The sequence below is a fragment of the Vreelandella sedimenti genome (assembly GCF_013416325.1).
In the GTDB taxonomy this organism is placed as follows: domain Bacteria; phylum Pseudomonadota; class Gammaproteobacteria; order Pseudomonadales; family Halomonadaceae; genus Vreelandella; species Vreelandella sedimenti.
In genome coordinates this window covers 211,408-233,448 of the sequence record NZ_JACCGK010000004.1, presented here as the reverse complement: position 1 = coordinate 233,448, position 22,041 = coordinate 211,408, and the positions used below count along the sequence as shown (strand labels likewise).

At 52.7% G+C, this 22,041-nt stretch carries 22 protein-coding genes; 3 read left to right on the top strand and 19 right to left on the bottom strand.

Annotated elements, in window-relative coordinates; translation table 11 throughout:
• Positions 1–6: 6 nt before the first annotated feature.
• Both HZU72_RS06045 and HZU72_RS06040 read right to left on the bottom strand, forming a co-directional pair.
• On the bottom strand, positions 7–789 hold the full coding sequence (locus tag HZU72_RS06045; protein ID WP_180090988.1) for a class II aldolase/adducin family protein: 783 nt from the start codon (positions 787–789) through the stop codon (positions 7–9).
• A complete protein-coding gene (locus tag HZU72_RS06040) occupies positions 790–1,860 on the bottom strand; it encodes a ketopantoate reductase family protein (protein WP_180090987.1) in 1,071 nt (356 codons plus the stop codon).
• Between the two features lie 617 nt (positions 1,861–2,477).
• Between HZU72_RS06040 and HZU72_RS06035 the strand changes: the two genes are divergently transcribed.
• The 3 genes from HZU72_RS06035 (at position 2,478) to HZU72_RS06025 (ending at position 6,647) form a co-directional block, all read left to right on the top strand.
• A complete protein-coding gene (locus HZU72_RS06035) occupies positions 2,478–4,136 on the top strand; it encodes a GMC family oxidoreductase (RefSeq protein WP_180090986.1) in 1,659 nt (552 codons plus the stop codon).
• A 101-nt stretch (positions 4,137–4,237) separates the two neighbouring features.
• Complete coding sequence (locus HZU72_RS06030) at positions 4,238–5,131, top strand: SphA family protein (protein WP_180090985.1); 894 nt, start codon at positions 4,238–4,240, stop codon at positions 5,129–5,131.
• A 28-nt stretch (positions 5,132–5,159) separates the two neighbouring features.
• The gene (locus HZU72_RS06025; RefSeq protein ID WP_180090984.1) at positions 5,160–6,647 is read left to right on the top strand and encodes an aldehyde dehydrogenase family protein; all 1,488 of its coding nucleotides are present in this window, start codon (positions 5,160–5,162) and stop codon (positions 6,645–6,647) included.
• Between the two features lie 171 nt (positions 6,648–6,818).
• On the opposite strand, the gene HZU72_RS06020 is transcribed toward HZU72_RS06025, so the two are convergent.
• From HZU72_RS06020 to HZU72_RS05940, 17 genes are all read right to left on the bottom strand, one after another.
• Positions 6,819–7,763, bottom strand: a complete 945-nt coding sequence (locus HZU72_RS06020; protein ID WP_180090983.1) for an IS5 family transposase — start codon at positions 7,761–7,763, stop codon at positions 6,819–6,821.
• A 216-nt stretch (positions 7,764–7,979) separates the two neighbouring features.
• Positions 7,980–8,948 carry a transcriptional regulator FeaR gene (feaR, locus tag HZU72_RS06015; protein WP_180090982.1) on the bottom strand — a complete coding sequence of 323 codons (969 nt, stop codon included), beginning with the start codon at positions 8,946–8,948 and terminating at the stop codon, positions 7,980–7,982.
• A gap of 155 nt (positions 8,949–9,103) precedes the next feature.
• A complete protein-coding gene (locus HZU72_RS06010; protein ID WP_180090981.1) occupies positions 9,104–9,670 on the bottom strand; it encodes a nuclear transport factor 2 family protein in 567 nt (188 codons plus the stop codon).
• 50 nt (positions 9,671–9,720) lie between these two features.
• Positions 9,721–10,653, bottom strand: a complete 933-nt coding sequence (locus HZU72_RS06005) for a flavin reductase (protein WP_180090980.1) — start codon at positions 10,651–10,653, stop codon at positions 9,721–9,723.
• A gap of 36 nt (positions 10,654–10,689) precedes the next feature.
• Entirely contained in the window at positions 10,690–10,881 is a 192-nt protein-coding gene (gene thmT, locus HZU72_RS06000) for a 2-hydroxymuconate tautomerase (RefSeq protein WP_180090979.1), read from the bottom strand.
• Positions 10,882–10,924: 43 nt separating this feature from the next.
• Positions 10,925–11,953 carry a TRAP transporter substrate-binding protein gene (locus tag HZU72_RS05995; protein ID WP_141440318.1) on the bottom strand — a complete coding sequence of 343 codons (1,029 nt, stop codon included), beginning with the start codon at positions 11,951–11,953 and terminating at the stop codon, positions 10,925–10,927.
• Between the two features lie 102 nt (positions 11,954–12,055).
• Positions 12,056–13,381, bottom strand: coding sequence for a TRAP transporter large permease (locus tag HZU72_RS05990; RefSeq protein WP_141440317.1), 1,326 nt, complete (start codon positions 13,379–13,381; stop codon positions 12,056–12,058).
• Positions 13,374–13,922 (bottom strand): TRAP transporter small permease subunit, encoded by a 549-nt coding sequence (locus HZU72_RS05985; protein ID WP_180090978.1) that lies wholly within the window; start codon positions 13,920–13,922, stop codon positions 13,374–13,376. The genes HZU72_RS05990 and HZU72_RS05985 overlap by 8 nt, the downstream gene beginning before the upstream one ends.
• Positions 13,923–13,946: 24 nt before the next feature.
• Positions 13,947–14,903 carry a PDR/VanB family oxidoreductase gene (locus HZU72_RS05980; protein WP_180090977.1) on the bottom strand — a complete coding sequence of 319 codons (957 nt, stop codon included), beginning with the start codon at positions 14,901–14,903 and terminating at the stop codon, positions 13,947–13,949.
• A gap of 16 nt (positions 14,904–14,919) precedes the next feature.
• The gene (locus HZU72_RS05975; RefSeq protein ID WP_141440314.1) at positions 14,920–15,678 is read right to left on the bottom strand and encodes an SDR family NAD(P)-dependent oxidoreductase; all 759 of its coding nucleotides are present in this window, start codon (positions 15,676–15,678) and stop codon (positions 14,920–14,922) included.
• A complete protein-coding gene (locus HZU72_RS05970) occupies positions 15,678–16,163 on the bottom strand; it encodes an aromatic-ring-hydroxylating dioxygenase subunit beta (RefSeq protein WP_141440313.1) in 486 nt (161 codons plus the stop codon). The genes HZU72_RS05975 and HZU72_RS05970 overlap by 1 nt, the downstream gene beginning before the upstream one ends.
• A 5-nt stretch (positions 16,164–16,168) precedes the next feature.
• Positions 16,169–17,443, bottom strand: a complete 1,275-nt coding sequence (locus tag HZU72_RS05965; RefSeq protein ID WP_141440312.1) for an aromatic ring-hydroxylating oxygenase subunit alpha — start codon at positions 17,441–17,443, stop codon at positions 16,169–16,171.
• Between the two features lie 36 nt (positions 17,444–17,479).
• A complete protein-coding gene (locus HZU72_RS05960; RefSeq protein WP_141440311.1) occupies positions 17,480–17,824 on the bottom strand; it encodes an IacB protein in 345 nt (114 codons plus the stop codon).
• A 36-nt stretch (positions 17,825–17,860) separates the two neighbouring features.
• The gene (locus HZU72_RS05955; protein WP_141440310.1) at positions 17,861–19,006 is read right to left on the bottom strand and encodes an acyl-CoA dehydrogenase family protein; all 1,146 of its coding nucleotides are present in this window, start codon (positions 19,004–19,006) and stop codon (positions 17,861–17,863) included.
• Positions 18,990–20,147, bottom strand: coding sequence for an amidase (locus HZU72_RS05950; protein ID WP_141440309.1), 1,158 nt, complete (start codon positions 20,145–20,147; stop codon positions 18,990–18,992). Before HZU72_RS05950 ends, HZU72_RS05955 begins: the two co-directional genes overlap by 17 nt.
• An 84-nt stretch (positions 20,148–20,231) precedes the next feature.
• Positions 20,232–21,521: a TRAP transporter large permease gene (locus HZU72_RS05945; protein ID WP_141440308.1), complete on the bottom strand. Its 1,290-nt coding sequence runs from the start codon at positions 21,519–21,521 to the stop codon at positions 20,232–20,234.
• Complete coding sequence (locus HZU72_RS05940; protein ID WP_141440307.1) at positions 21,518–21,994, bottom strand: TRAP transporter small permease; 477 nt, start codon at positions 21,992–21,994, stop codon at positions 21,518–21,520. The genes HZU72_RS05945 and HZU72_RS05940 overlap by 4 nt, the downstream gene beginning before the upstream one ends.
• Positions 21,995–22,041: the final 47 nt, after the last annotated feature.

Below are 22,041 nucleotides of genomic sequence, written 5' to 3'. Positions count from 1 at the left end.
TCCCAGTCAGAAAGGAAGTGGTCGTTGAGACTTAAGCTTGCGCACCATGGCAGCAAAGAACTCGTTGGCGAAGCCGCTTTCACGAATCAGTTCGGCGGTAAGGTCGGCACACTTTTGGCTGATGGAGACATCGATTTCCACATCCTCGCCACCCAAAGCCCCTGCTGCGCACTGGTTTTCCGCCGCCCGCTGGACGGTCCACAGTAGGAACAGCGCCTTCTCAATCGAGGACTCGCCCACGGCTATCCCATGGTTACGTAGCACCAGAACATGCTTGTTACCCAGACTCTCCAGCATGCGCGTTTTCTCGTCGGCGAAGAGCGTGATGCCTTCAAAATTATGATACCCCACACGACCATAGAGCTGAGCACCGTAGAAATCGTGGTGGGTAAAGCCCTTTTTCTTCTGCACGATGGCCGATATGGGTATGGTATGGGTATGTAGCAGGCAGTGGATATCCTCCCGCGCCCCATGCACAGCACTATGCAGAGCAAAGCCAGCGGGATTGGCGTTGTACTCAGAGGCCTCAACCTTATTGCCGTCCAGGTCGACCTTCAACAGATTAAGCGGTGTTACTTCCGTGTAGTTAAGGCCGAAGGGATTAACCAGATAATGGTTTTCAGAGCCCGGTACTCGAGCAGATATATGGTTGAAAATGGTTTCTGTCCAGCCGAAAAAATCGACTAGATGGTAACAGTAGGCGAGTTTAACGCGCTGCTGCCACTCCTCTTCACTGCAGTGATCGGGTTTGAGAACGTTATTCGGCATGGGTAACGGCTTAATAGTCATCTAAGAATTCTCCTTGCCACCGTGGGCATGTGACTGACGAAGAGCGCTGTCTTCAAAGTATCGCGTAAGGTGAAGAATGGACTTGATGGTGGGGACGGGAATACGCTTCCTATCCGCCAGTTCGATCACTCCCTCAACAATCGCCGCGAGTTCAAGAGCGCGCCCCAGTTGATAGTCCTGCAGCATAGAGGTTCTGACAGCACCCATGCGTTCGCCAAGATCAAGAAGCTCCTGCAACGTCATCTCAAGTCGACCGCCATAGGCTTGCGCCGTAAGATGAGTTTCTTCAAAAAGCTGGCTTACGACCTTTTGCAGAGAGGGGTGGCTATACAGCTGTGCCAACGTGGCACCTGTCATCACCGAGAGGGGGTTGGACGTCAAATTCGCAGCGATTTTGCTCCATACGGCATCTCTAATACGCTCTGTATGGCGCGTCGTGATGCCACCGTTTTCCAATACCTTAACAAGCGTTTCCATACGACCATTCGCGGCGTCGGGCGTGGCGACTATATCGCCAACAATCAGTCGCGGCGGGGTATTAGAGATCGCGACGCCCGGTGCCTGCAGATGTGCCGAAATATAGACGACGCATCCGATGATGGCGCTGGCAGGTAGGCAGCGAACCAGCTCACCTTCAGGGTCTACCGCTTTTATATGGACTGTTTCTATAGGGGCTGTTGCTATAGGGGCTGTGTTGGCGGCACAAGGCTCCACGGCATCCATGAGTAACCACCACGGCGTACCGTTCACCATGGGCACCAAGCATGTATGTTGGCCGAACAGAGGTTGTAGTTGTGGCAACAGGGAGGGTACAGAGTGCGCTTTAGTACACAGAAATACGATGTCTTGCTTACCGAGCTCACCACCATTATCCGCAGCAATGACGCTGGCGGTGTGTTGCCCCTGCTGATCGATAAGGCAGACACCCTTTCGCTTTATGGCCGCCAGAGAATCACCCCGAGCCAACACGCTGACGGTATACCCTGCCACTGCAAGGCGCGCCGCTAGGGTAGTACCGATGGCGCCGGCACCCACGATAGCTATTCTTGGGGAAGCAATGGAAAAGAGCATTAGCCTTAAGCCTTACGGTTTGAGCAGAACCTACGCAGCAGGAAAGCCTGTTGCCCAGCCTCACAAGGATGACAAAGGCATTTTCCATTCACGTAAGGGCGTTGAACTACCCCCCTCCGCCCTGCTTTCGAAACATGTTGTTAAGTCGTGATGAACGCAGCAGCAAGCTGCCAATCGAGACGCGGAACCAAAGAGCCATCACTGAGAGTCTTCCAGTAACAAACTCCCGCAATACAATCATTATCTAGCATGGAGGCCACGAGCCTCCGCCAGGATGTATGTTAAAGATAGTCCATCCTTGCTAGTACTAACCTGAATGCACCGCGTGACCTCTAACTCTTTTTCAACCACCTCGATTGCCGCGGCATAGCAACCATGCCCACCGTCAGTAACGCTGACGTTCATATTTATCTTCGCGACGTGTTAACGCCTTCATGGTTATTAAACAGTATATCCATAGCGTTACTGACGGATATCCACAATGCGCAACCGATATTCAAAAAACGCAATTAATTTCGGGCAGCCAGGTACAAATAGTTTGTCCACCCTGATCAATTTTCTGCTGACAAAATCAACTTGAATAGGAGCAGAATAAAATTCCAATGACGAGGCCTCTAATGTACAGACAGGAATATGACTATATTGTGGTTGGCGCTGGCTCAGCAGGCTGTGTTGTTGCCAGCCGTTTGATCGAAAATAATGCGGGGAGCGTCTTATTACTCGAAGCTGGGGGCAAAGATAGCAGCCCTTTCCATACCATCCCCGCGACAGTGGTAAAAGTATTTCAACAAAAGTCATGGCCCTACATGACAGTACCTCAGCAGCACTGCAATCACCGCGAAATGATCATCGCGCAGGGAAAAGTACTGGGTGGTGGAAGTTCGGTAAATGGGATGATTTACATTCGTGGTCAGCACAAAGACTACGATGACTGGGTAACTCAGTGGGATTGCACCGGCTGGGGTTACCAAGACGTACTGCCCTACTTCCGAAAAGCGGAATCAAACGAGAGCCTTAGCGGCCAGTACCACGGTCAAAACGGCCCTCTACCTGTCAGTGAGAACCGCTATCGACACCCATTAACAATGGCTTTTGTGCGCGCGGGCCAGGAGATGGGCCTTCCCTACGTTAATGATTTTAATGGCGCTACTCAGGAAGGCATCGGCTTTTATCAAACGACTACACAAAATGGCGCTCGTGCCAGCGTCTCTAGAACCTATCTTAAGACTGCACAAAAAAGTAGCCAGCTAACAGTCATCACAGGGACTCTGATACACAGAGTTATCATCGAAGAAGGCCGCGCGATAGGAGTGGAATTTAGCCAAAAAAGCGGCACGCCTATAACCGTTCGGGCACGCAAAGAAGTTATCCTGAGTGCGGGCGCATTTGGCAGTCCAAAGATACTTATGCTCTCAGGTATCGGGCCCAAAGAACATCTGTCCAGTCTCGGTATTGAGCCAATAATTGACCTACCCGTTGGCCAAAACTTTCATGACCACCTTCATCTCTCGCTCAACGCCACTACTCACTCACAAAACAGCATACTGGGCGAAGATAAAGGTCTTCGCGGCATCAAACATATGGCGCAATGGCTAGCATTCCGTAGCGGCCTATTGACCAGCAATATTCTGGAAGGTGGTGCGTTCATCGATAGTTTGGGAGTTGGCCGACCGGACATTCAGCTAATGTTTTTACCTGTTCTGGATAATTTCGACAATACACCAGGTGAAGCACCACCCGCTGCAGAACATGGGTTGACTGTCAAAGTTGGCCACCTTCGCCCCAAAGCACGTGGTGAAGTGCGGTTGCGCAGCTCAGATCCAACCGATCTACCACTTATCGATCCGAACTATCTCGGTGACCAAGATGACTTAGATGGCCAAATCCGAGCCGTTCAGATTGGTCTTAAGCTCATGCAGCAACCTGCACTCAAAGGGCTTATTAAGAAGGTGACCGCACCAGAAGACATTGATTGGCGTGATACAAGCGGGATCGAAAAATTTATACGCCAATCCATCAAAACCGTGTATCACCCCGGGGGGACTTGCCGAATCGGCACACATCCTTCTACCTCGGTGACCGACCTTCATATGCGTGTGCATGGAGTGGCCAACCTGCGAGTCATTGACCTCTCTGCTTGCCCGCAAATTAGCAGTGGCAATACCAATGCTCAAGCCATCATGTTGGGTGAACGCGGGGCAGATTTGGTACTTGGCAAACAATCCATTTCTCATGCAACAGGTCAGGCGCAGGGAGCGAAGCCCGAGGCACGCTAAGACAGGTAGTCGCATATCCAGCAACCTCCTGACTTCCCAATATTTTTACGCTTTACAGGTCTGCAGTTCTGATCACCAGGCCTTGGATTGAGGACATATCCATGAATTTCTTCAAGCGCTTTTTTCTAATCACGGCAACACTTCTTGTTCTTCTCGTATTAGGGCAATCTGCCATGGCTACTGAAGGTGGTGGGGGAGCCTATGCGAATGGCAGCGAAGGCTTCATGACCGGTGCGATGCCACCGCCGGGAAATTATTTGGTCAGTTATAACACTTTTTACACCGCCGACAACTTTGCTAATGACAACCCTGCTTTTGATAACTTTTCGGTCGAAAGCACAGCAACCATTTTACGTGCCATTCACGTATCCGAACGACAGATCCTGGGAGGCAACTGGGCGATGCATGCCCTTCTAGTTGCTGCCGATGTCGATGTCAATATGGGCAGTGGAGCTCAACAGAACCGTTCGGGGATGGGTGACTTCATTTTCAATCCATTGGCTATTGGTTGGCATAGTGGCAATTGGCACTGGATTGCAGGCATGGATATTTACTTACCGACCGGCCGCTATGACAGAGATGCACTCGCGAATATAGGCCGAAATTACGTCACGTTAGAACCCCTCTTTGCCTTCACGTACCGTAATCCAAAAGGCTACGAGTTCTCTATGAAGACCATGTTCGACCATAACTTCGAGAATAAAGATACTCAATACCAATCTGGCCACGAACTCCACGCAGACTTTGTTGCTGCTAGGCATGTGGGTAACTGGGGAGCAGGTATAGGGGGATATGTTTACAGGCAGGTTAGCAGTGATAGCGGTGAAGGCGCGGCCTTCGGTGACTTCAAAGGACGTGCGATAGCCCTTGGTCCTCAGTTTTCTTACACATCGACTGCTGGATTCAATATCCAGGGCCGCTACCAGCATGAGTTTGATGTGCGTAATCGCCCGGAAGGTAGCAAGTTTTGGCTGAATATCTCCCTTCCTCTCTAAAACCCGTGACTTAATTACAGGAGATATCATGAGCGACATTCAGTTATTACCACAAGTCCGCAATTTCCTTCAGCGCGACCTGGCTCACTTCATTGATGGCCAGTATCGATTCGGTACCAATAAAACTGGCATTCCCATCGTAAACCCTGCTGATGGAGAAACCATCACCCATATCGCAGCCGCTGATATGAATGACATTTCTACCGCGGTCGAATCATCTCGTAACGCTTTCAAGGGCAGCTGGGCTAACATCTCTCCTTATCGGCGTGGCGTGCTCCTGAATCGCTTGGCTGACCTTATTGAGGCCAATGGCGAGGAACTAGCTCAACTGGAAACATTGTGTTCGGGCAAGTCTATACACTTGTCACGGATGTTTGAGGTCGGACAGAGTGCCATATTCCTACGCTATTATGCAGGTTGGGCAACCAAAATTAACGGCGAAACGATGACCCCCTCGTTCCCGTCTATCGGTGGAGAACAGTATACTGCCCTTACCCGCCGTGAGCCCGTCGGCGTAGTGGTCGGCATTGTGCCATGGAATTTCTCGGTCATGATTGGCGTATGGAAGATTGCAGCAGCACTGGTAACAGGTTGCACACTGATTCTTAAACCCAGCGAGTTTACCCCTCTGACCTTGCTGCGCCTGGCCGAACTTGCGATTGAAGCAGGTATACCTGCTGGCACATTGAATGTCGTCAATGGCACGGGAGAAGTTGGCAAGGCATTGATCGAACATCCCCATATCGCCAAAGTGTCTTTCACAGGCTCAGTACCTACTGGGATCAAGGTCGGTCAAGCCGCCATGGCTTCGGATCTTACACGCGTCACACTTGAACTGGGCGGAAAAAATGCGGCCGTACTACTTCCAGATGCCGATGTTGACGCAGCCGTTGCCGGGTTGGTTCAAACAGGCTATGTCCACCAGGGGCAGGTTTGTGCAGCGCCTGAACGGGTATATGTGCACCGGGATCGCCTGGAAGAGGTGATAGCAGCATTCATTCGCTCGTTAAAGCAGATAACCATTGGCTCACCCCTGGATGAAGAGGTTCAATACGGCCCGCTAGCCAACCAGCCACAGTTTAACAAGGTGATGCAGTGCCTGAAGATAGCCCAACAGGAATGCCAAGTAGTTTTCGGCGGCAAAGCACTGGATCGGCCCGGTTACTTTATTGAGCCCACACTACTGCTGGCAAATAGCGCTCAGGATCGAATGTTGCATGAGGAAACCTTCGGCCCAATTATCACATTACTTCCCTATGACGACATCGATGAGCTACCTAATCTTATCAATGACTCACCTTTTGGGCTAACCGCCAGTATCTGGAGTAACGATCTATCGACCATACTTCAACTGATACCAAAAATCGAGACAGGCACAGTATATGTCAACATGCATACCTACCTTGATCCAGCCGTACCCTTTGGCGGCATCAAGTCATCAGGTGTAGGGCGAGAGTTCGGTAGTGCGTTCATTGAAGATTATACTGAACTCAAATCAGTTATAATACGCTACTAAGAATGCTTCAATGGTTCGGCGGACAACGTTAGGGAAGGTCTGAATAACTGCCGATATTCGTCAACGCTCACTTGAACCGACAAAAAAACGAAAATTCAGCCACTCTTCTCCCGTTCTTTGTCTATTTTTGCCTGTTTCCCACTCATTGAGCGGGAAACGGGCGCAATAACCCTATTCCCACAGGTATTTCTCACTGATCAGCTGGTTGCTGAACGCCGCCAGCAAGTGCAGGCGCTGGGTGTTTTTGGCCAGTCCACGATAGCGAGCCTTGCCATAACCAAAAACGTGTTTGATGTATCGAAAGGGGTGCTCCACTTTGGCACGGATACTGGCTTTGATCTTTTCAACTTTCTGTTGCCTAGCATCCAGCTTTTTACGGGTGCCAGGTCGTTTGGCTATATACCAAGAGACGTCGCTACGATGTTTGTGCTCGTCTCGTTTTTGAATGCCCAGGTAACCGGCATCACCGAAAACGCGTTGCTCTTCATCGTGAAGCAGCTTGTCGGCAGGCACAATGTCATGGACATTGGCAGCCGTGGTCTCGATGCTGTGAATCAACCCAAGCTTATCGTCGACACCTATGTGCATTTTCATGCCAAAGTGCCAAGAGCCCCCTTTTTTAGTCTGGTGCATTTCCGGATCGCGCTCGCCTTTTTTGTTTTTGGTGGAACTAGGCGCAGAGATGATCGTGGCATCGACAATGCTCCCTTCACGCAGCATCAGACCATTTTTCTCCAGATGCTTGTTCACTTCCTGGAACAACACCTTGCCAAGGCCGTGGCGTTCCAGAAAATGGCGAAACTTGAGAATCGTCGTTTCATCCGGCAATCGATCCAGCTTCAAACCGACGAATTGGCGCATGGATTCGATTTCGTAGAGGGCGTCTTCCATGGCCGGATCGCTCAGGTTGTAGAACAACTGCATGCAGTGGACTCTGAGCATGGCAGACAGCGGATACGGAGGCCGTCCGCTCCCGCCCTTAGGATAATAACGGGCTACCTTCTTCTCCAACCGAGGCCAGGGAATCAGCTTGTCCATCCGCTCCAGAAAGAGTTCGCGGCGGGTCTTTCTCTTCTTGTTCTGGTATTCGGCTTCAGAGAAGGTGAGTTGATCCATGGCAGCACTGAATCCTATGCAGTTGACGTTAGCCGTATTATCGCTGATGGCCGTGACTTTTTCAGACCTTCCTTAGTAGCTTCGACGCTCAATACATGGCGGTCTCAGTGACGCAGAGCAACACCTATTTATACCTTGCTACCGCCATCTTACTCCTATGGAGAACTTGCGAATTGGTTGTGTATCTGCACCGCATGAATTGGTTACGTCAATAGATCACAAATCCTCAATCATATTTTGATTGGAACTTGAGATTGCAGCTTCATGAATATCCTTATTCCGTGCACAGTAGTCTCGTGGCGTCATACCGTATTGTCGCTTAAAGGCTCGTGAAAAATGTGCGGAATCTGAAAACCCCCACTTATAAGCAATTGTGGTAATAGTCTTGGAAGTGTTACCAATCTGGGCTAGTTCTCGAGCGCTGTAGCGCAGACGTTGTCGCTGAATATACCGTCCTATGCTAACTCCATTGAGTTCAAAATGACGATAGAGATGACGTACTGATACGTTGAGGCGGGCTGCTATCTCTGCAGGTGATGGAGGGTCAAGCAGCGATTCATTAATCAACTGCTCTGCTAGTTGAAATAATGAGCTACCATTTTTTATAGTTCCATTCATCCGTAGTGATGGACACAATAAACTAATCAAGGCGTCCTGTAGCGCTTCCCCATGCTGGTTATCGATTTTAATACTTGTCTTTCCTTCGATCATTTGTTGCAGCATTCCGTGCAGCAAACGGCCGCTAAGACTGGACTGTTGGAGTTTCCCAAAGCGACAGCTATGAGCAGGAAGGAACCTATCAACTGCATCCCGCTCAAGGTGGATAGATAGCTGACTAATAAGCCCTTTTGGCTGCATTTCAAATGGTTGTGCTGAATCCAAAAGGGCCATATCACCGGGGTTTAATGCAAAGTTCTTATCATGATGAACGACTCCCATTTGGCCTGCTCTTTGTAAAACAAGGAAATAGTAACGATCATCACCACGATCCGCATTACCGCGTTCACGCCGAATTGAGCTAGCATTGACCCTAATATCTGCTAGGTTGAGCCCCCCCAAGTCGTGATGCTGGATATTGCCAATAAAGGTATTAATGTGATCGGATGGATGTGTTAAAAAGTTCCCGCAAACGGCATGCACAGAATAGTTCCAGCGCTCCAAATTATTAGCAGTCAGTTTATTCATGGAGAACCTCCAAACAGAGCTTTATAATTATAGCCTCAAAAAAAATACCTTAGCGAGAATAATTAAACTCGATAGTTCATATCCTGAATTCAAAGATTTAGCAGCACCCGACTAAACTGAATAGGTGCTGCTAATGAACACTGACTCCCCATGGGCTAGGGTTTCATTAACACCGATGCAGCAGGAAAGTCCGTTGCCCAGCCCTCTTTCAAGGGGGCTACAAACACATTTTCCGTCCGTGTACGGGTAATTAACCAGCGCCCGTCATCCTGCTTCCTAAAAGCGTTGTTAAGCCGTGATGAACGTAGAAGCGAGCTACCATCAGAAAAAATCCACGGCTGGCAGTGCACCCACTGTCCAGTCGCTGTATTGCCTTTGACGTGAATCTGTTCAGAGGTCAGGTAGTGCACATTCAGGAGTAATTGAGGATCTTTTTTCTGCCCCCAGAAATTCTCGAAGTGGCGTCGAATAGCCGTTGCTCCCTCTAGACGTCCAAACTGACCGTCGTAATACTCACCGACCCCCTCCCACACTGCATCCTCAGTATAGAGCGCCATGATTTGATTAATGCGCTGCTCATCATTCTCGACACCGTACTCCGGCATAGGGGTGTCACAAAGAAACATATACCGGGTTTGAATCCGACGAATTTCGGACTCGGCCTCTAGGGTATCGACGCGATCCATAAGCCGTTTAAACGCTGTTGCAGACACTTCCGTCATATCATTTTCCTCTGGTGGTAGCGCTACTTTCTACTCTTCGTCGTGACTCGTCAGAGAGTTCCTAGCTGCCCAATAACACGCTCAAGCCCCGCTTTCAGAGCGCTCACCTCCTCCTCGCTCACGCCTTCAAATACCTTCTGCTCATACTCCCGCGCCATTTGCAGCAGCTTGCGCGCCAACTCGCCTCCCTCCTTCGTCAGGGCAACGGTAGAGGGGTTATCATCACGGTCACTTACCAGCCCCCGGCGGGTCAGACCGCTTAAAGTGTCCTTCAGGTCTTCGATGGGCTGAGCAACACGTTGGGCAATGGTTTCAAGGGGCAGCGCTCCTCGATCAAGCAGCAGGGTCAGCACCCGCCACTCCTTCTCATCCACTCCCATGTGTTCGAGGCGAGGATAGAAATCCTTACGATAGGCAGACAGGGACTGACGCAACAGATAGAGAAAGTGATGGCCCAGCAGGCCCTCTCCCGTCTCGACCTCCTCTTGGGGAATCGTCATCGGATGGGGCTCAGGCAGGGCATAGCGCCCATTGTGGAAGACTAAAGCGCCACGACCATCCTGGTAGTCATACTTCAGCACCTCCCCGACGATGATGAAGTGATCTCCGCCTTCGTAAACCTGCCAGGTGCGGCACTCAAAATGGGCCACGGCGCCCACTATTCGTGCGCTACCCCCTACCCCCTCTTCAAGGTCGATTCCCTGAAACTTGTTCTCACCCCGCTGGGCGAAACGGTTAGAGATAGGCACCTGATCACTGCCCAGTACATTGACCACAAAGTACTCCGCCTGGCAGTAAGCATCTCGGCTGTAGGCGCTTTTATCGATGCTCCATAGAATCAACGGCGGTGTCATGGAGACGGCATTGAAGCTGCTTGCCGTTACGCCATAGTGCTCACCTCCCGTATCACGGGTGGTTATCACTGTTACGCCAGTGGCGAACTTTCCCAGGGCGTTTCTAAAATCTCTGGTATCAATACTCATAAACTGTCTCTCTTGTACTATTTATGCAGAGGAGTATCAGCGGCCTAGTTTTTCACCGGTGACGCCACCTATCCCATATTCACTTTTGGGCACCTCGCTGATAATCACCCGTACATTCTCTTTAGGTGCACTTAACGAAGAGACCACGGCATCGGTCACCTCACTGATCAGTGCCTCTTTTTGCTGAGAGGTTCTTCCTGACATCATGTATACGTGAACGGTAGGCATAGCTATCCTCATCATCCGCACTAGATTGATGTGCTGACGACTGTTAAAAAGCAGTCAGTTCGCGGTACTCGTCATAGCGCTCGCTAAAGTTTTGATACGACTCAATGACGTCGGCAAAGTCATTATCACGCTGAGCCGCTTCTTCCAGCACCTCCTCTGTGGCCAACTGCAAGGCAGCCAACACCTCTTCAGGGAAGCGTTCAGCGGTTACTCCAGCGCTGCGAAACTCTTCCAGGGCGGCGGATTGAGCCTGCATATCGTGGGCAAACATACGAATGCTCAAATCACTGCAGGCATTGCGCACGGCCAAGCGCTGGCTTTCTGCCAAGCCGGCCCACACGTCAGCGTTAACCAGCAGTTCATTGAGGCTGCCGGGCTGGTGCCAACCAGGGAAGTAGTAGTGCTTGGCAACTTCAAAGAAGCCCGCACTGGTATCAATGGTGGGAAAGCTGAGCTCAGCGGCACCAATGCGCCCCGTATCAAGCCCGAGAAACGTCTCGCCAGCAGGAATGGAAACTGGCGACACTCCCAAGCGACTAATCACCTCTCCACCCAGACCACTAATGCGCATGCTCATGCCATTGAGGTCTTCAACACTAGTGATTTCCTCGGTGAACCATCCGCCCGCTTCAGAGATCATGCTGCCGCAGGGAATCGGTACGACATTATGGGGTGCGTACAGCGCCTCCCACAGTTCGAGACCGCCGCCGCCATATAGCCAGGACAGGTACTTAGGTACATCAGGGCCGAAGGGAATGCTTTGAAACAGCGCGGCAGCCGGAATCTGACCTGCCCAGTAGCTGGCGGCTGACCAACCTGCGTCCAGGCTGCCGTTACCGACGTTTTCCAGAATTTCGAAGGGGGGCGAAAAGGATCCGGCATCATAAGGAGTGAAGGTCAGCTCCCCGTTGGTCGCCGTGGAGACATCCTCGACAAAGCGATGTATTGAGGTATCAATGACCTCAAGACTGAAGGGAAAAGCGGATTGCAGGGTCAAATTCTGGGCCATCGCGGTGGAGGCGAGTAGCGACGCTCCAGTACCGATAATGGTGCTCTTCAAAGACAACTTCATGGTGTTAACTCCTGTTCTATTTGTTTAGTAAGTTCTATTTCCTAAGTTCCATTTCCTAAGTTCTGTGTCGTAAGTTCTGTGCGGTGATGGTTGACACAACGGCTACAGCATGAGCAGCCCCGGAAACAGCAGGATCAGTAGCAAGACGAACAGCTGGATGGCGATGAAGGGCAGTACGCCTCGATAAATATCCAGAGTGGCAACGCGATCACCCACGGCCCCTTTCAAATAGAAGAGCGATACGCCGAACGGGGGAGTGAGAAAGGAAGTCTGCAAATTGATAGCAAACAGAATGGCAAACCACACCAGCAGCGCTCCACCGGTAAGCCCATTCGACAGTTCCAGCTGGGTGATGATAGGCACAAAGATAGGCATCAGAATCAAGGATATTTCCAGCCAGTCCAGAAAGAACCCCAGCACGAAAACCAGCAATAGGATGAGGATTAACACGCTCCAGCTGCCTCCCCCCATCAGTCCCAAGCTGCTGCGAATTAAGCCATCACCGCCGACCCCTTTAAAAATTAGCGAGAAGCAGGTCGCCGTAATGACCAACATCATGATCATGGCAGTGGAGACAACGGTCTCTCTCGCCGCTGCCATTACCGATTCCACATCAATTTTCCGCATGACACCGGCAAACCCCAACACCGCCAGCACGCCCACACCGCTGGCCTCCGTAGGCGTCGCCACCCCATAGACGATGGTCCCCAGTACGATGGGGATCAGTACGAGGAAAGGGAATAACGCCAGCAGGTTGCGCCCAACGCCGCCACCTTGCTGCTCATCTGGGCGTTTGATATCCGTTAAAGGTGAATGCCGCTGCCCCCATGCAAGGGCAAGCGAATAGAGGGTGTAGAGCAGTAGCAACAAAGCACTCGGGATCAAGGCAGCCTTGAACAGATGGCCGACGGGTACCGACACCAGGCTGGATAGAATGATCAGCATAACGGAAGGCGGCATCAGAATGGCTAGCGTGCCCGAGGCTGAAATGAGCCCCGCCGACGCCGATGCTGAGTAGCCAGCATCGAGCATTCGAGGCAGCGCCAGTACCGCCAGCAGGACAACGGAAGCGCCAACAACACCAGTAGTTGCTGCCATCAACCCGCCGATGAACAGCACCGTCAGCGCGAGATGGCCAGGAAGCCTGCGCAGCAAGCGTTCACTGACGCGGAAAGCATCACGGGCCAAGCCGGTTCGCTCCAACAGCAACCCCATCATGATGAACATCGGGATGGCAACGTAGAGCCAGTTGCTCAGCGCGTTCGCGTATACGCGCGTCAACATGAGATTGGAGAAGGCCAAGGGGAGGTCTGAAAACAGCAGAAAAATGGCCGACACCCCACCCAACACCAGTGCCACCGGATAGCCCGACAAAATACCCGCAAATAGCAGCAGCACCATAGAAAGAGGCAGCCAGAGTTCAAGCATGATCCGAACTCCCTGACATAAATAACCAAGTTCGTTTCACTAACAGATACACCAGCACCGCCAAAAACAGGGTGATACCGATAGGCAGGGTGGCCTTGATAACGTATATGTCCGTCAGCCCCCCATCTGTCGAGCGCTCACTGGTCAGGTAGGCGCGCTCGACAAATCGATAGGCGGGAAGAAGTAGCAACGCAAAGAAAGGAATACCGAACAGTGCATGCCCGACAATATCGATCGCATGCCGATAGCGTGCCGATAAACGGGAGTGGAACACATCAACCCTAACGTGCCGATCCAGCAGCAAGACTGGGGCGATAGCCATCATGATGGCTACTGCAAAAAGCAGTACCTGTAACCCCATCAAAGAGTTGAACGTAATTGCTCCCCCCACCAGCCAATGGGGCGTTTCAAACGCAATGAGTTGCGACACTCCAAACAGATGCATCAACACGCCCGCACCAATGACAAAGGCGATCAGTAACAGGCAGAGGCCACACAGGTTTAGAATCGACTCACAGAGTCTTGTTTTGACGGCGTGCATACGGTTTCCCTTTACGCTGGCAGATCAAAGGTCGATGACTAGGCGTGCGCTTTTGGCTCTGGAGCAGCACACGGCAATCTGGTCGTTATCTTCCTTTTCTTCTTCGCTGAGAAAGTGGTCACGGTGATCGGGAGTGCCCTCCAGCACCTCGCAAATACAGGTGCCGCAAACCCCCTCTTCACAGGAAACATTGACCTTGACGCCCGCCGCCTTGAGCGCCTGGGCGATGGACATGCCCTCTTCCACCTGAACGGTGACGCCGCTGGCAACCGCCTCCACCTCAAAAGCAGTGCCACTGGTATCCACTTCTGCAGAGAAGTACTCTGAATGCACACGGCTCTGCGGCCACTCCGCCTGGCGGGCGGCATTAATCACCCAGTCCATAAAACCGGTGGGGCCACATACATAGAGGTGGGTATGGGCTGGTTGTGACCCCAGCAAAGCCTCTATTTCCAACCGCTGAGAGGCCTCCCCATCATCGAAGTGCATCACTAACGCATCGCCAAAGGCGGATTCAAGCTCGTCAATAAAAGCTGCCTTTTCACGCCCACGGCAGCAGTAATGCAACTCGAAGGAATGTCCGGTATCGCGCAGCTCGTACGCCATGGCAATCATTGGCGTAATACCGATGCCACCGCCCACCAACAGGCTATGCGGTGCCGATCCATCCAGTGGGAATAGATTGCGTGGCACGCCAACCTTCACCTGGACACCTTCGTGTAGGCGTTCGTGTACTGCCTTGGACCCTCCCCTCGAAGCGGGGTCGAGCAGCACCCCGAGCCGATAACGGTGGCGCTCCCCTGGGGGATTACTCAGCGAGTATTGGCGCACCAGCCCTTCATCAAGGTGAATATCAATGTGGGCGCCTGCTTCAAAGGCAGGCAGATCAGCGCCACTCTCAGCAGCCAGATCGATCACTGCGATCTCATTGGTATGAATATCGCGGCGCACAACGTGCAGGGTCATGATGTCATCTTGCATTGTCATCTCCAGATGCTCAGCGCATGTAAATGCCGCCATTGACGTCCCAGCAGGCACCGTTTACAAAAGACGCCTGAGGGCTGGCAAGAAAGCTCACCATTTGCGCGACCAGCTCAGGGGAACCCAGCTGGCCTACGGGGATATTGGCAAGCGCTTTATCCAGATTGTCACCGAGTACCTCACGCACCATCGGGGTATCCAGCGGCCCCGGCGCAATGGCGTTGCAGGTCACCCCGTCCGCCGCCAGATCGCGGGCGAAAATCTTGGTCAAGGTCAGAATGGCACCCTTGGAGGCTGCATAATGAGCGCCAGTGGCGGTACCGCCGTTCTGCCCTGCCAGCGACGCCAGGTTGACGATGCGCCCATAGCCACGCTCTCTGAAGTGGCGACCAAAGATCTGGCAACCGGCAAAGACACTGCCAGCGTTGGTGGTCATCACTTCGTTAAAGTGGGCTGGGTCAATATCAAACACTCCCTGTACAGCGGTTCGGGCTGCGTTATTGACCAGCACTTCGCAACTGCCCCAGCGCGCGACAATCTTGTCCAGCACGCACTGGAAATCCTCTGGCTTGGCGACATCGAGGGTTGCGGTCACCGCGGTTTCCCCGGCCAGGTCGAGCTCGGATGCCAGCGCTTCGGCGGGGCCGGTGTCGATATCGGTGATAACGACACGAAACCCCGCCTTATGCAGTGCGCGTACGATGTGAACCCCGAGTCCACGTGCGCCGCCGGTCACCACCGCGGTCTGAATTTTGTCGGGTAGTGGTACGCTCATCAGAACAAATAGCTGAACGAATTCAGCACTCCATCAGAGTTGAGTAGACGAACCACCTTCTCCTGAAGACGGAAGCCGGTATCGGAGGACGTGAGGGTGTAGCGCACATTGGCGGCCCAAATGCGCTGACGCCCAAACTTGTCTTCAATCAGGTGCTCCGCGCATGAAACGACAACCGTATTGCCATCGACGGCATCGATCACAAAACGAGACAAGGTGCGTACGGTGACGGCAGGGGGTGCCGAAGAGATCGAGAAACCATCCTGGAAGCGTTTAATACGATCCCGGCGCATCTTGTCATCGTCGTAACAGAGGTTGAGCACTGCCGCGTAATCGTCGGCGTCCTCGATAGGAATGATGTACAAGCCCTCTGGCTGCCACAGATCAAGCCAAGCGTCGTACTCTTTTGCGTCCAGAATCGCCGCTTCGTGCCAGATAAACTGCGTGACCTGCCAGAGCAGGCTTTCATTGTCGATTGCGTTCATTTCGTTCACTCCTGCATCATCCGTTTCCACATCGCATAGGCGGCACGCATGCCCGTTTCATCCGATACATGACCACGTGGCCCTGCCTCGCCCGGCACTTCCTTCTCGATGCCACGATTGACCAGAATCGGTAGTTCAGCACCGCCATCGACCCCCCGCTGGATTCGCTCCCAGACCTCGGCATCGTCGGGAGAACCAAAGCCCATGGGGCCCTGAAAGTGTTCATGCAAGCGCAGACGTACGCGATTGGCGATGTCGGGACCTCCCTCCATACCAATGGCAATGTGGCGAATATCAGTTTTATCGACAGCAACGGGCGTCAACACCCGGAAGAAGGCCATTGAGCACGCCACGTTGGGGAATAGATTAAGGTTGAACCCAGAGCCACCTACCGCGCGCACAATGCGACGGACTTGGTCTTCCGGGTAGCCTTCGTCGCGCAGCGCCTGCGCCAGCTCTGCAAAACGCTCTGGAATCTTGCGATCGAGGTCCTCCTCTAGATCGACGAGTTCGGGAATCATGACCATGACGGAGTGACCGTTACCCAGGTCTTCAACGAAGCCTTCGCCATCAAGGAAGGTGAACGTCTTTTCGGCTTCCTCATCGAGGGATTGCAGGAAGGACTTATGCACGATCGGAAAGTGATAGGCGTCGGTGGTGTTCTCGAGCTGAACCTTCCAGTTCATTGGCACCGAAAACTGATGTTCGCCAAGGGTTTTTACAGGGTATCCACCGCCCTGTTTCATAAACAGATCGATCCACTTCTTGGCAGCACCAAGGAAGTCTTCCAATGGCTCAATGCCCTCGTTGAAAGTGGCGAAGACCATGCCCTGATAGCTTTCAACGCGTAGCTTGAGCATCCCATGCTGTGACTTATCGAAATCATCGCCATACTGTTCGGGATTCGGCAAAGCACGCAGGCTGCCATCGAGTCCATAGCCCCAACCGTGATAAGGGCATTGGAAAGATGAGGTCTTGCCCTTGTGAACCTCGCACACCGTCGCTGCCCTGTGGCGGCAGCGATTAACCATTACATGGATATTGTCCTTACGGTCACGTACCACGATGACCGGTTCACGACCTACTTTGGACAGCTTGAAAGACCCCTTATCGGGGATCTCGCTGGTATGCGCTACCCATACCCAGGTGTTACGGAAAATCTTCTCTTGCTCTTGCTCAAACAGCGCCGAGCTGGTGTACATCGGGGTCGCAATCTTATCGTTATTGACCAGTTGATCTGGTTCGAGCGCGATGTTTTTGACGTCGATTAATTGGTTCATTTTGTTCTCCTCATGCCTAGCCAGCTAATGCTGTCTTTATTCAGGTACCACCAACTCACGGCCGATACGCGCTTCGACACGGGCGTATTTCCAGAGCTTATAGGTGCCATCCCCCACCGGGATGGTGCGGAAGAAGTTGCAGGCGGCTACAACAGTCTCGTAATCAGGGACATCGGCCATGATGTAGGCGGTCCAGGGGGCGGTGGTGGAAGGGCCGACCATGATGCGGTCGTCATCCATGATCCCCAGGATAGTGACGTCAGGAAGTTCATCGATGCCTTGCATCATCTGGCTGAAGGCTTGCCAGACTTGCTTGCCTTCCTCGGCCGTAGCGTTCATGAAATTTTGGTTGATACCGATGCAGAAAAGTACGCGATGCATAGTGTTGATCTCCGTTGGTTAAACTACGTAGGGCGGTTATAGGTAGCCCGGTAAAGGATCGTGGCCGAAGAATATGGCGCCGGCATTCTTCCAGGTGATCTCGCCCATAAAGGCGTGTTGGGTACACAGCTGCGAGTCGCGCAGGATTCGCGACAGGGGGTGGCCGTTGTCGGCCCCAGTCATGCCGCTGATCTGATATACGCTGCGAATCGACTCGGCGCACTCCTGGGTCAAATGGGTGGTAGAGAGTCGCAGCAGGTTGACCTGCTCACGGCTTGGCTCGCCCCCGGCCTGAATGCTTGCCCAGGCGGCGTCGGTACTCTCATAGAAGAAGGCTCGGGCGGCGCGAACTTTGGCCTCGGCCTTGCCGAGGGCAATCTGGGCATACTCACGCTCACCCAGATTGGGGGCACCGGTGACTGATTTACGCCCACCGGCCATGGCGCGGACGATATCCAGTGCCTCCCGGGCCAAGCCCAGGGTAGTCACTGCCAGCACCTGAGCGGCGAAGGAGAGTGATGGGTAGCGGAAGAAGGCGGTATCGACGTTGGGCTTGCCGCCGCGCACGAAGGTCCAGGCCTCTGGAACATAAGCGTCCTCGACCACGAGATCGTGGCTGCCGGTGGCTACCATGCCCAACATGTCCCAGGTCGGGTCGATCTTCACCTGGTCGCGGGGCAGCACTGCCATGCGTGGCAGAGCACCTTCTTCAGCGGGGAGAATGCCCACGCCACATAGCGATGCCCCCATACAACCGCTGGCAAATTTCCATCGTCCTTTGATACGAAAACCGTTATCGACCCGCTCAGCGGGTTGGGGCGGAAAAATCCCTCCAGCGAAGACGATGTCAGGGGAATCCCCCCACACTTCCTTTAGGGTCTCCTCGGGTAACGCGGCCAAGTAGGCGGGGTTCATGCCAAAACTCGCTACCCAGCCAGAGGAGCCATCCGCCGCCGAGATCGCTTCGACCATTTTCAGGAACTCGGCGGGCGACTTCTCATCACCGCCGTAGGTGGCAGGTACCATGGCACGATAGACGCCAATGGCTTTGAATTCGTCAATGATATCCATGGGGATATGGCGCAACTCCTCGAGCTCTTTGCGCCGGGATCGGATTGACTCAAGCAGCGCATCAAAACGCTCCTCGCCTCCCCACTGTGATTTATCAATGTGTTGTTGCATGATTCACTCCTTTTTTTTGTTCCTCTCCCGCTGACGAAACCCGGCCCATGAGTTGCAAAGCAGCCCTGCATACACCCGCGTCATCGCCACGACGTCCAATCAGTTGCATGGAGACAGGCAATGTTTGCTGAGACTCAAGAGGGATCGATAAGGCGGGATGCCCAGATAGGTTGAAGGGCCGCGCAAGGGACGATATTTTCAAATCCTGGTGGCCCGAAAAAGCATCCTGAACGGTCATGGGAAAATGCGGCAACGTCGGCAGCACCAGGACATCATGCCGCTCTAGCACTGCATCTACTTCGGCAGTAAAGGCACGACGTATGCGCTCCGCCTCTTTTAGCTCGGCATCGGTCGTCGCGGCAGCGGCCTTCAAACGTTGATCGACATCCGCGCCCACCTTGCCTGTGGCAAGCAATGCCTCGCAGGCACGGAAAGTTTCGCGATTGATAATCACCATGGCAGCCTCAAACGCCTCGGCCATAAGCGGCAAGGCGACATCCCCACGCGCCAGGCCAGACCGACTGAGCTGGCCTTCGATACTTGCCCAAATGGCCGACTCAGCATTTACGCCGATGCACCCCAGTACAGGCTCGGCCCCCTCCATTGACGACTGAAAGTGAGGGTCAATCGCCGCCATGAAAGCTATCAGAGCGTGAAGGTCACAAGCCAAGGGGCCTACGCAATCGAGGCTACTTTCCGCTGGCATAACACCTTGGCGACTCAAGCGCCCGAAGGTGGGCTTAAGACCGTAGACACCACAGCAAGCAGCGGGGACGCGAATAGAGCCACCGGTGTCTGTACCAATGCCAATATCGGCAAGACCAGCGGCCACCGCGGCGGCCGACCCACTGGAAGAACCGCCAGGGATAAGGCTGGGGTAGCGCGGATTCTCTGGCGTGCTAGCCCAAGCATTGATGCCCGTCATACCAAACGCCAGCTCATGCAGATTGGCCTTCCCCACGATGTGGTATCCCGCTTTGAGCGTCCGCTCGACGATCTCTGCATGGGCCACGGCTGGCGGTGTGTCAGCAAGGGCAGCGGATCCTGCACAGGTGGGGAAACCGGCGATATCGATCGTATCTTTGACGACCACTTTGCGCGCCCCCTGCCCCAGGCTTAACCTCGATGTCAATATAGTCACCTCAGCCACCTCGCTAGACTTATCACATGAAATTTCAAGTAAATAGGCATAAAATTTATAACCATTTATATAATCGGGTAAACGCTAAAGGACGAACAATACAAGTTGAGGAATAACCAACAGCAAGGCAATGCACAGCAGATAAGGGAGTATGAAGTAACCCACTCCACGGAATGTCTCTCCCATTCGTAACTCTGCATCCAAGCTCTTTACAATGAAAGCGTTCACCCCCACCGGCGGTGTAATCGCCCCCATACTGGTAACGATACATACCACCACGCCGAACCAGATTGGGTCGTAACCCAAGGCAAGCGCTACGGGAAAGAAAATCGGGATTGAGATAATTAAAAATCCCATCGCATCCATTAGCGCTCCGCCGATCACATAGATCAGCAGAATACAGGCCATTACCATTATGGCTGGCAAGGGCAATGCCGCCGCCCACTCGCCCACCATGTAAGGCAGTCTTGTGATGGTAAGAAAGCGCCCGAAGATGACCGCTCCAGCAACCAACATCAAGATCATGGCCGACGACTTGAGAGCATTAGCGATAGCCTCACTCAAGACGGCCCAAGAGAGCTTTCCTTGTATCAGGGTAATCAGCATTGCACCAATGCAGCCCACCGCAGCAGCTTCTGTTGAGGTGAACCAGCCCGCAAAGAGCCCACCCAGTACCAGTGTAAACAGGGCACCAATTTCGATAATACCTTTCAGCGAACGCCACCTTACGGACCAGCTCGAACGCACACCTGCGGGGCCCATATCAGGGCGACGGCGACAGAGTAGCCCAATCGTCGCGATAAACAGCACGACCAGAATAAGACCAGGGACAATACTGGCTAGAAACAGGTCGCGAATGGCCAGCTCGGCTTGCAGCGCAATAACAATCAGCACAGAGCTTGGTGGAATGATGACCCCCAGGGTGCCCCCCGCTGCTACACTGCCAGCACTGAGCGCGCGGCTATAGCCAAATTTCTTCATTTCGGGGAGAGCAATGGTGCCGACAGTGGCTGCTGTGGCGGTGTTCGAACCGCTAACCGCTGCAAAACCTGCGCTGCTAAGGATCGTCGTTGTGGCCATGGAGCCACGGAAATGGCCTATCCAGGCATAGGCAGCTGCAAATATTTTTTCCGTTATCCCTGAGCGAAACAGCAATTCCCCCATAAAAATAAATAAGGGTATGACACTAAGAGAGTAACCCGATAATTGCTCCCAGATTCCTGAACTAATAACGTTATACGCGGCAATAGGACTAGTCATGTAAAGCATGCCAAAAAAACCCACCATGAACATAGCGAAGCTAATCGGCATTTTTAACAAAATAAGAAGAAACAAACAGAGCACGCCTAACAAAGCTACCAGCGTCATACTCATTGTGTTACCACCTTTTTTAGACTACTCAAAAAATCTGCTAAAAGAACCAAGCAAAAAGCAGAAAACCCTAGTGCCACTAGATAAACAATGGGGTAAAACGCAATACGCAGTGTTTGCGATAAAGAACCTCTTTGCATAGCGCTAAAGCCATACTCCCAAAGCTTCCAAGCCACCATGGAGAAGAATAAAAAACTTGCACCTGAGACCAAGACATAGAGAACGCTTTGCAGACGGGTGGGCAAATGTTCGACCAGCAAGTCTAGCTCAATATGGGCTTTGGTAAGCTGGGAGTATGCGAGCGATAGCGCCACTACCACCGCGGTTAGCCAGCCCACCATTTCGGTGGTACCACCAAATGAAGAGCTAACTTGGCGCATTATGATGTTACCGACCACCAAAAATACCATCATTAGTAATGCCGAGCCGGCTACATAGAGTAAAAGACGGCTAATTACCCAATTAAATTTATTCATGGTAACTACCTAGATCTATCAGCATGGCGCTTACTGGGCGCAAATAA

Excerpts from the sequence above, each read along its gene's own strand:
- thmT (WP_180090979.1), bottom strand. The coding sequence starts at position 10,881 with ATGCCTACCGTTCACGTATACATGATGTCAGGAAGAACCTCTCAGCAA.
- HZU72_RS05985 (WP_180090978.1), bottom strand. The coding sequence starts at position 13,922 with ATGCACGCCGTCAAAACAAGACTCTGTGAGTCGATTCTAAACCTGTGT.
- HZU72_RS06010 (WP_180090981.1), bottom strand. The coding sequence starts at position 9,670 with ATGACGGAAGTGTCTGCAACAGCGTTTAAACGGCTTATGGATCGCGTC.
- HZU72_RS05960 (WP_141440311.1), bottom strand. The coding sequence starts at position 17,824 with ATGCATCGCGTACTTTTCTGCATCGGTATCAACCAAAATTTCATGAAC.
- HZU72_RS06030 (WP_180090985.1), top strand. The coding sequence starts at position 4,238 with ATGAATTTCTTCAAGCGCTTTTTTCTAATCACGGCAACACTTCTTGTT.
- HZU72_RS05955 (WP_141440310.1), bottom strand. The coding sequence starts at position 19,006 with ATGCAACAACACATTGATAAATCACAGTGGGGAGGCGAGGAGCGTTTT.
- HZU72_RS06025 (WP_180090984.1), top strand. The coding sequence starts at position 5,160 with ATGAGCGACATTCAGTTATTACCACAAGTCCGCAATTTCCTTCAGCGC.
- HZU72_RS06035 (WP_180090986.1), top strand. The coding sequence starts at position 2,478 with ATGTACAGACAGGAATATGACTATATTGTGGTTGGCGCTGGCTCAGCA.
- HZU72_RS05945 (WP_141440308.1), bottom strand. The coding sequence starts at position 21,521 with ATGAGTATGACGCTGGTAGCTTTGTTAGGCGTGCTCTGTTTGTTTCTT.
- HZU72_RS06020 (WP_180090983.1), bottom strand. The coding sequence starts at position 7,763 with ATGGATCAACTCACCTTCTCTGAAGCCGAATACCAGAACAAGAAGAGA.
- HZU72_RS05970 (WP_141440313.1), bottom strand. The coding sequence starts at position 16,163 with ATGAACGCAATCGACAATGAAAGCCTGCTCTGGCAGGTCACGCAGTTT.
- HZU72_RS06045 (WP_180090988.1), bottom strand. The coding sequence starts at position 789 with ATGACTATTAAGCCGTTACCCATGCCGAATAACGTTCTCAAACCCGAT.
- HZU72_RS05965 (WP_141440312.1), bottom strand. The coding sequence starts at position 17,443 with ATGAACCAATTAATCGACGTCAAAAACATCGCGCTCGAACCAGATCAA.
- feaR (WP_180090982.1), bottom strand. The coding sequence starts at position 8,948 with ATGAATAAACTGACTGCTAATAATTTGGAGCGCTGGAACTATTCTGTG.
- HZU72_RS05980 (WP_180090977.1), bottom strand. The coding sequence starts at position 14,903 with ATGCAAGATGACATCATGACCCTGCACGTTGTGCGCCGCGATATTCAT.
- HZU72_RS06040 (WP_180090987.1), bottom strand. The coding sequence starts at position 1,860 with ATGCTCTTTTCCATTGCTTCCCCAAGAATAGCTATCGTGGGTGCCGGC.
- HZU72_RS05990 (WP_141440317.1), bottom strand. The coding sequence starts at position 13,381 with ATGCTTGAACTCTGGCTGCCTCTTTCTATGGTGCTGCTGCTATTTGCG.
- HZU72_RS06005 (WP_180090980.1), bottom strand. The coding sequence starts at position 10,653 with ATGAGTATTGATACCAGAGATTTTAGAAACGCCCTGGGAAAGTTCGCC.
- HZU72_RS05995 (WP_141440318.1), bottom strand. The coding sequence starts at position 11,953 with ATGAAGTTGTCTTTGAAGAGCACCATTATCGGTACTGGAGCGTCGCTA.
- HZU72_RS05940 (WP_141440307.1), bottom strand. The coding sequence starts at position 21,994 with ATGAATAAATTTAATTGGGTAATTAGCCGTCTTTTACTCTATGTAGCC.
- HZU72_RS05975 (WP_141440314.1), bottom strand. The coding sequence starts at position 15,678 with ATGAGCGTACCACTACCCGACAAAATTCAGACCGCGGTGGTGACCGGC.